This is a genomic window from Asaccharospora irregularis DSM 2635, assembly GCF_900129815.1.
Lineage (GTDB): Bacteria > Bacillota > Clostridia > Peptostreptococcales > Peptostreptococcaceae > Asaccharospora > Asaccharospora irregularis.
Genome location: NZ_FQWX01000060.1, coordinates 1 through 5,904, shown reverse-complemented (window position 1 = coordinate 5,904; position 5,904 = coordinate 1). Strand labels below are relative to the sequence as shown.

Below are 5,904 nucleotides of genomic sequence, written 5' to 3'. Positions count from 1 at the left end.
TAAAAAATACCCCTTTCTGGCATCTGATTATATTTTTATCATTGCCATAAAGGAGTATTTATTTCATCATAAGCACAAATTATTTTACGTTATCACCTATAACGTTTAAAAACTTTGCAGTTCTTTCATTTTTGGGGTTATTAAAAATTTCATCTGGAGTTCCCTCCTCAGCTATTACCCCATTGTCCATAAATATCACTCTATTAGAAACATCCTTTGCAAACCCTATCTCATGAGTTACTATAATCATTGTTATACCTTCTTTTGCAAGAGATTTTATAACACTCAACACCTCTCCAACAAGTTCTGGGTCCAAAGCCGATGTAGGTTCATCAAATAATATTACGTTTGGATTGACTGCCATAGCTCTTGCTATAGCTATTCTTTGCTGTTGACCTCCTGATAATTTAGATGGATAGAAATCTTTTCTATCTAGCATTCCTACCTTTTCTAATAACTTTATCGAGATTTCCCTAGCTTCTTCTTTACTCTTTTTATGTACAACTATTAAAGCTTCCATTACATTTTCTAAAGCCGTTTTATTTTTAAATAGGTTATAGTTTTGAAAAACCATCGATGTATGTTTTCTTAATTCAATTATATCTTTTTTTGTTGCATTAGATGCGTCTACTTCAACATCTCCGATTTTTATCTTTCCTTTAGTTGGTTCGACTAAATAGTTTAAGCATCTAAGTAGTGTAGATTTCCCTGTTCCTGATGGTCCTAGTATAGATACCACTTCACTTTGTTTAATTTCTAAGTTTATCCCCCTAAGCACTTCTGCCCCTTTAAAACTTTTGTGTAGATTTTCTACTTTTATCATAGTATTATCCCTATCCTCTTATTTCTATATTATTTTATTTAATATATTAATCTCTACTTAATTATTAACGTATTCCTCATAGCAATGACCGATTATGTCTCTTCTCTTAATTATCCCTATAAAAATCTCTTGATCATCTATAACCGGATTGAAGTTCTGATTCATAGATTTCGAAATCAAGTCTTCTATATTAGAATTTATAGAAACTGGAGAATTATCCATTCTTCTATTTATACTCATAACGGGTACATCCTCTACTCCCTTTAAATCTAGTGAAAAATCGTTTTTCAACGCCCATAAAAAGTCTCCTTCTGTTATGGTTCCAACATACTTTCCTTCTTTATTTATAATGGGAACAGCAGAATACTTGTGATATTCCATTTTTTCTAGAGCTTGCCTCATAGTGTAGTCTTCATATATATATGCAACTTCACTTTTAGGTGTTAGAAAAAATAATATGTTCAACTTACTACACCTCCAAATACTTCTGTAGTTAAAATCTTTTATTAAAGACTTGTAACACCTCCTTATAATTTTAACATATTTAATACTATATTTAAATTTTTATTTACAAATATTTTTAATGGGTATAAAATAGTTATATTAGTTTCAGGAGGAATAAATATGAACTTTAATTATAACAACGAGACAGAAAATATATTAAATAGAATTTATGAAAAGAAAATATATAATATAGTAGATAAACAAGATTTTAAGCCATTAAACTCTAAGGAGGTTATTGAATCTTATATAGAAATACTTAAAAATACTCCTGTTTACTTAGGAAGTGATTTAGATGATTTCATAGAAAATTTAATTGAAAATAACGAAAACGGCTACTTCCTAAGAGTTGAGATTGCGAAGAAAAAAAACTATTCTTTTCCTAAACTTTATGATTACCTAGGAAACCCAATTAAAAATACTAGCTATAGTAAGTTTGCAATGGAGCTTTGGGAAGGAAATATGAATAGATTTATTATAGAAGATCTACAAAGCAGGTTTAGTCAAAATGGTTTTATAGAGTTTATAGACAATAATTTTATAAATATGGTTGATGATCTAAATAAATATATAGATAGTAAAAACAAAAAAAGTATTATAACAATACCGTTCAAAGAAAAAGATGAACTTTTACCTACTCTTAAATCTATGATTTTAAAAAATGAAGTAGATAAGTCTTTTATATATTTATTAGTGGATATAGATGCTCTAAGAGATGAGATGGCTAAGTTTTCAGCTACGTTTCATGTATATAATGAATTTGATAAGTTAGAAGATGATTTAGAGTACTGTCTAGATAATTTCAGTAGATACGATTCATCTCAGCTTTTTGATATCTTAGTAAATGATCACGGGTTTAAATATATAGAAAATATAGGTCTTGTTAAATCTTAAATATTAATAACGTAAAAAACTGCCTCAAACACTCTTTTGATTAGGGCAGTTTTTTATATATTATAAAAATTTTCTATACATTATAAAATTTTCTATACATTATAAAAAGCCACTAAATTAGTGGCTCTCATATCATATCACTAGCATTACTAATATATATGAATTTTAATTATAATCTAACTACGTTAGCAGCTTGAGGACCTTTAGCTCCGTCAGCTACTTCAAACTCAACTTGTTGTCCTTCTTCTAATGATTTGTATCCATCTCCTTGTATAGCTGAGAAATGTACGAATACGTCATCTCCACCTTCTACAGATATAAATCCAAATCCTTTTTCATTGTTAAACCATTTAACTACACCAGTTTTCATTAATAAATCCTCCTAAAAAAACACAATTATTTAGCTACTTAATTTTGTAACCTTATCATTACTTTATCATATATAATTATCTTTGTCAAATATTATTAGTTCTATACATTAAATTTACTTTAAAATATTAAAATTTTTTTTGGATATCTTAATAATATACAATTTTTTAATAATGTACCTTTATTATATGGAATTTTATTTTCTTGTCACTCCATCCTAAATCCCATGGCACCAATAATCTATCTGTATTATGACATGTCACTAGTGGATATCCCTTTGAATCTAATCCTGTTACAGTTGAAACATGTGTTATTCTTCCTCCTTTTTCATATCCTACAAAGTCTCCTGGTCTTAAATTATATGCTTGCTTGTATACATCTTCGTAAGATCCTTTTGCTAATAATGTCCCTCTTCCACTATATAAAATATAATTTTTAAATGCCTGAGCATTTACCCATGCCTTAGTTCCATCTCCATCACTATAATTCCATGTTGGATTTTTCTTAAACCTTCCACTCTCAAACATTATCTGAGATGCAAAGTTTGCACAATCGCCGCCCTCTGGATTATAATCTCTGTATTTGCTGTTAAATTTAAGCCCGTGCTCCTCATCTGCTGCTGCTCCACTGTATCTATGAGCATAGTCTATTGCTTTTTCCTGTTCTGGTGTCAAACTTAAATCTACAGATTTTGAAGATAATATATATTTTTTTATATCATCAGATTTTATATTTTCTAAATTTAAAGAGTCCGCAAACGGATCAGTATACCATTCTTTGGTTATTACATATTGATTGTCTATTATTTTTACATTTAAATAGTGATAAGTTCCTATTCTAAACATGTCGGTAATATCTTCTTGATTTTCATAAGAGTATTTGTATTCAGTTGAAACTGTACATATAATACCATATAAATTCTTTTCCTTTTCTTTAACTTTCTTTATTTTAACTTTAGTTTTTATATCTTTAAATTTTACTCCTTGTTTACTAGACCAATTCTCCAAATACTTCATTTTTTTAACTTCATGTTCATATGCCCACAGTCCAAATTTTTTATCAGTGTCATAAAGCTCTTTTAAGATATTATCATTTTTTTCTAATAAAGCTTTATTCCTGTAATCAAACAGATTTTCAAGCAAATCTTTGTATTGATTATTGACTTCCTCGCCTTCCATATTACTTGTTGCTACTAAATTTTCTTTTAATTTAGATTCTTCATTAATTAGATTGCATACTCCTAAAAATAAGGCCAGACAGATGATACCAATCGTACCCTTTATGTATTTGTTTTTAATTTTATATAATCTCAAGCTTTATACCTCCAAACACTTAGTCTATAAAACAAATAAACCATGATTTTATTAAAATCAAAAATTTTATTTATAATATTATGCCCAATTAATAAAATTAAATAATTTTAAGAAATTAAATAATTTTAAGAAATTAAATTTATATTGATATGTTGTGTTTTTTAGTAGTAATATATATTTGTTAGGCATTTTAATAAATATATATTTACGATAAGTTATGATATAGGAGGTGATATCATGCAAAAAAAGGTCGCAGCAATAAACGATTTATCAGGGATTGGAAAGTGTTCACTAACAGTGGCAATTCCTATACTTTCGGCTTTAAAAGTTCAATGTTGCCCATTCCCAACTGCAATACTTTCAAGTCAAACTGGATACCCTGAATTTACCTTCCTAGATTTTACCGATGAAATGGACAGTTATTCTAAAGTTTGGCAAAATTTAGGAGTTAATTTTGATACTATATACAGTGGTTTTTTAGGATCAGAACATCAAATTGAGATAGTCTCTAATTTTATAAAACAAAATAATAGCTCTTTCATTGTTGTAGATCCTGTAATGGGGGATAATGGCAAAATGTATCCTGTATTTACGCAAAAAATGTGCGATCAAATTAGAGAACTAGTGAAGTTATCAAACTTAACTACTCCAAATCTTACAGAAGCATGTTTTTTAGCAGGTAAAAACTTTTACCAAAATAAATTTACTCGTAAAGAACTCTTAGATATAGCAAAAGCCGTGTCAGACTTAGGTCCAGAAAACGTTATTATAACTGGAATACTTGAGAATAATAATATTTTAAATTTATCTTATAATAAAAATAATGATGAGTCTTCATTTACATCTGTAAAATACAATAATTGTTCTTATAGCGGAACAGGGGATATATTTACATCTATTGTTTGCGGGTTAGTGACAAATAATTATGATTTGAATTTCGCTGTTGATACAGCTACTAAGTTTATATATAAATCGGTAAACTATACATCACAATTTGATACACACAGAAACGATGGAGTTATGTTTGAAAATTTCTTAGGAGAACTAACATCACTCTAATAATATTTTTAAAAAGAGGAGACTCAATAGCCCCCTCTTTTTCCACGTTGTCTTTTCTATTATGTCAACTCAATCACTATATATACTATTAAACAAGTCTATATTTTGATACACTTTTCCGTATATGTATTTTTTCAAATTATCTTTTAAAAGTTTTAGATAGAATTTTTTATATAAGTTCTTTTTTGTTAAATTCAAAAATATAAATTGATAAGTAAATATATGATTTTTAGGGGGTCACTATTTTATGGATATAAACCAAAAAGCCAAAGAATTTGCTTATCATATAAAAAATACTAACGAATTCAAAAAAATGAATAAAAGTAAAATTGAAATTGAGAAAAATAAGGCTATAAAAAGACAACTCGACGAATATATTTCTAAAAAAAAGAATATATACTCTAGACATAAAATCGAAGATGCTTCAAAGAAAATAAGCCAATTGAATAGGGAATACGATGACTTTTTTAGTTTGCCTATAGTATCTAACTATATGCAAGATACTAGAAATTTTAATTCTTTGATGGAAAAATTGTACAAAAAAATAGAAAACGAGCTTTTAAAATAATTTTTATAAAATATCTAGTTATCTATTAAAAAGGACGAACTTTTTTAGGGCTCTTTGTCAAATAACGTTGATGAAGTCAATATTTAATTTTTAAAGGCAGCATCTAATACAGTTTACCTGTATAGATGCTGTTTTTAAATTACTTGTATTTTTTCCCTTAGCAATACTCTTAATCTTAAATTTTTAAAACTTCTAAATCCGAAGGATACTCTTTTGAGTACTTTAATAGTATTATTCTTACCCTCAACCCTAGCATTTGTATATTTTGTAATTAAAGCATTTAATACGTACTGTTTTTTATTCTTCAAAGATTTAAGGCTTGTTCTAAAGCATAAAGGACAGTCTTTTAAATCCCTTGATAGCATTTCTGAAATCAT

General features: G+C 27.6%; 8 protein-coding genes. 3 read left to right on the top strand and 5 right to left on the bottom strand.

What is annotated here, in order from left to right:
• Window positions 1–79 precede the first annotated feature (79 nt).
• On the bottom strand, window positions 80–823 hold the full coding sequence (locus BUB34_RS12570) for an amino acid ABC transporter ATP-binding protein (RefSeq protein WP_073127793.1): 744 nt from the start codon (window positions 821–823) through the stop codon (window positions 80–82).
• A 57-nt stretch (window positions 824–880) separates the two neighbouring features.
• Window positions 881–1,288: a CBS domain-containing protein gene (locus BUB34_RS12565; RefSeq protein WP_073127791.1), complete on the bottom strand. Its 408-nt coding sequence runs from the start codon at window positions 1,286–1,288 to the stop codon at window positions 881–883.
• 159 nt (window positions 1,289–1,447) lie between these two features.
• Here BUB34_RS12565 and BUB34_RS12560 point away from each other — a divergent pair, with 159 nt between their 5' ends.
• Window positions 1,448–2,218 carry a hypothetical protein gene (locus BUB34_RS12560; RefSeq protein ID WP_073127789.1) on the top strand — a complete coding sequence of 257 codons (771 nt, stop codon included), beginning with the start codon at window positions 1,448–1,450 and terminating at the stop codon, window positions 2,216–2,218.
• 169 nt (window positions 2,219–2,387) lie between these two features.
• On the opposite strand, the gene BUB34_RS12555 is transcribed toward BUB34_RS12560, so the two are convergent.
• On the bottom strand, window positions 2,388–2,588 hold the full coding sequence (locus BUB34_RS12555) for a cold-shock protein (RefSeq protein ID WP_073127787.1): 201 nt from the start codon (window positions 2,586–2,588) through the stop codon (window positions 2,388–2,390).
• 166 nt (window positions 2,589–2,754) lie between these two features.
• The gene (locus tag BUB34_RS12550; protein ID WP_073127785.1) at window positions 2,755–3,900 is read right to left on the bottom strand and encodes an amidase domain-containing protein; all 1,146 of its coding nucleotides are present in this window, start codon (window positions 3,898–3,900) and stop codon (window positions 2,755–2,757) included.
• 237 nt (window positions 3,901–4,137) lie between these two features.
• Between BUB34_RS12550 and BUB34_RS12545 the strand changes: the two genes are divergently transcribed.
• Both BUB34_RS12545 and BUB34_RS12540 read left to right on the top strand, forming a co-directional pair.
• Window positions 4,138–4,959, top strand: a complete 822-nt coding sequence (locus BUB34_RS12545) for a pyridoxamine kinase (RefSeq protein ID WP_073127783.1) — start codon at window positions 4,138–4,140, stop codon at window positions 4,957–4,959.
• A 247-nt stretch (window positions 4,960–5,206) separates the two neighbouring features.
• Window positions 5,207–5,527, top strand: coding sequence for a YlbF family regulator (locus BUB34_RS12540; protein WP_073127781.1), 321 nt, complete (start codon window positions 5,207–5,209; stop codon window positions 5,525–5,527).
• 134 nt (window positions 5,528–5,661) lie between these two features.
• Here the strand turns inward: BUB34_RS12540 and BUB34_RS12535 are convergent.
• Window positions 5,662–5,904 (bottom strand): transposase (locus BUB34_RS12535; RefSeq protein WP_073127779.1); only part of this gene is annotated, 243 nt, incomplete at its 5' end.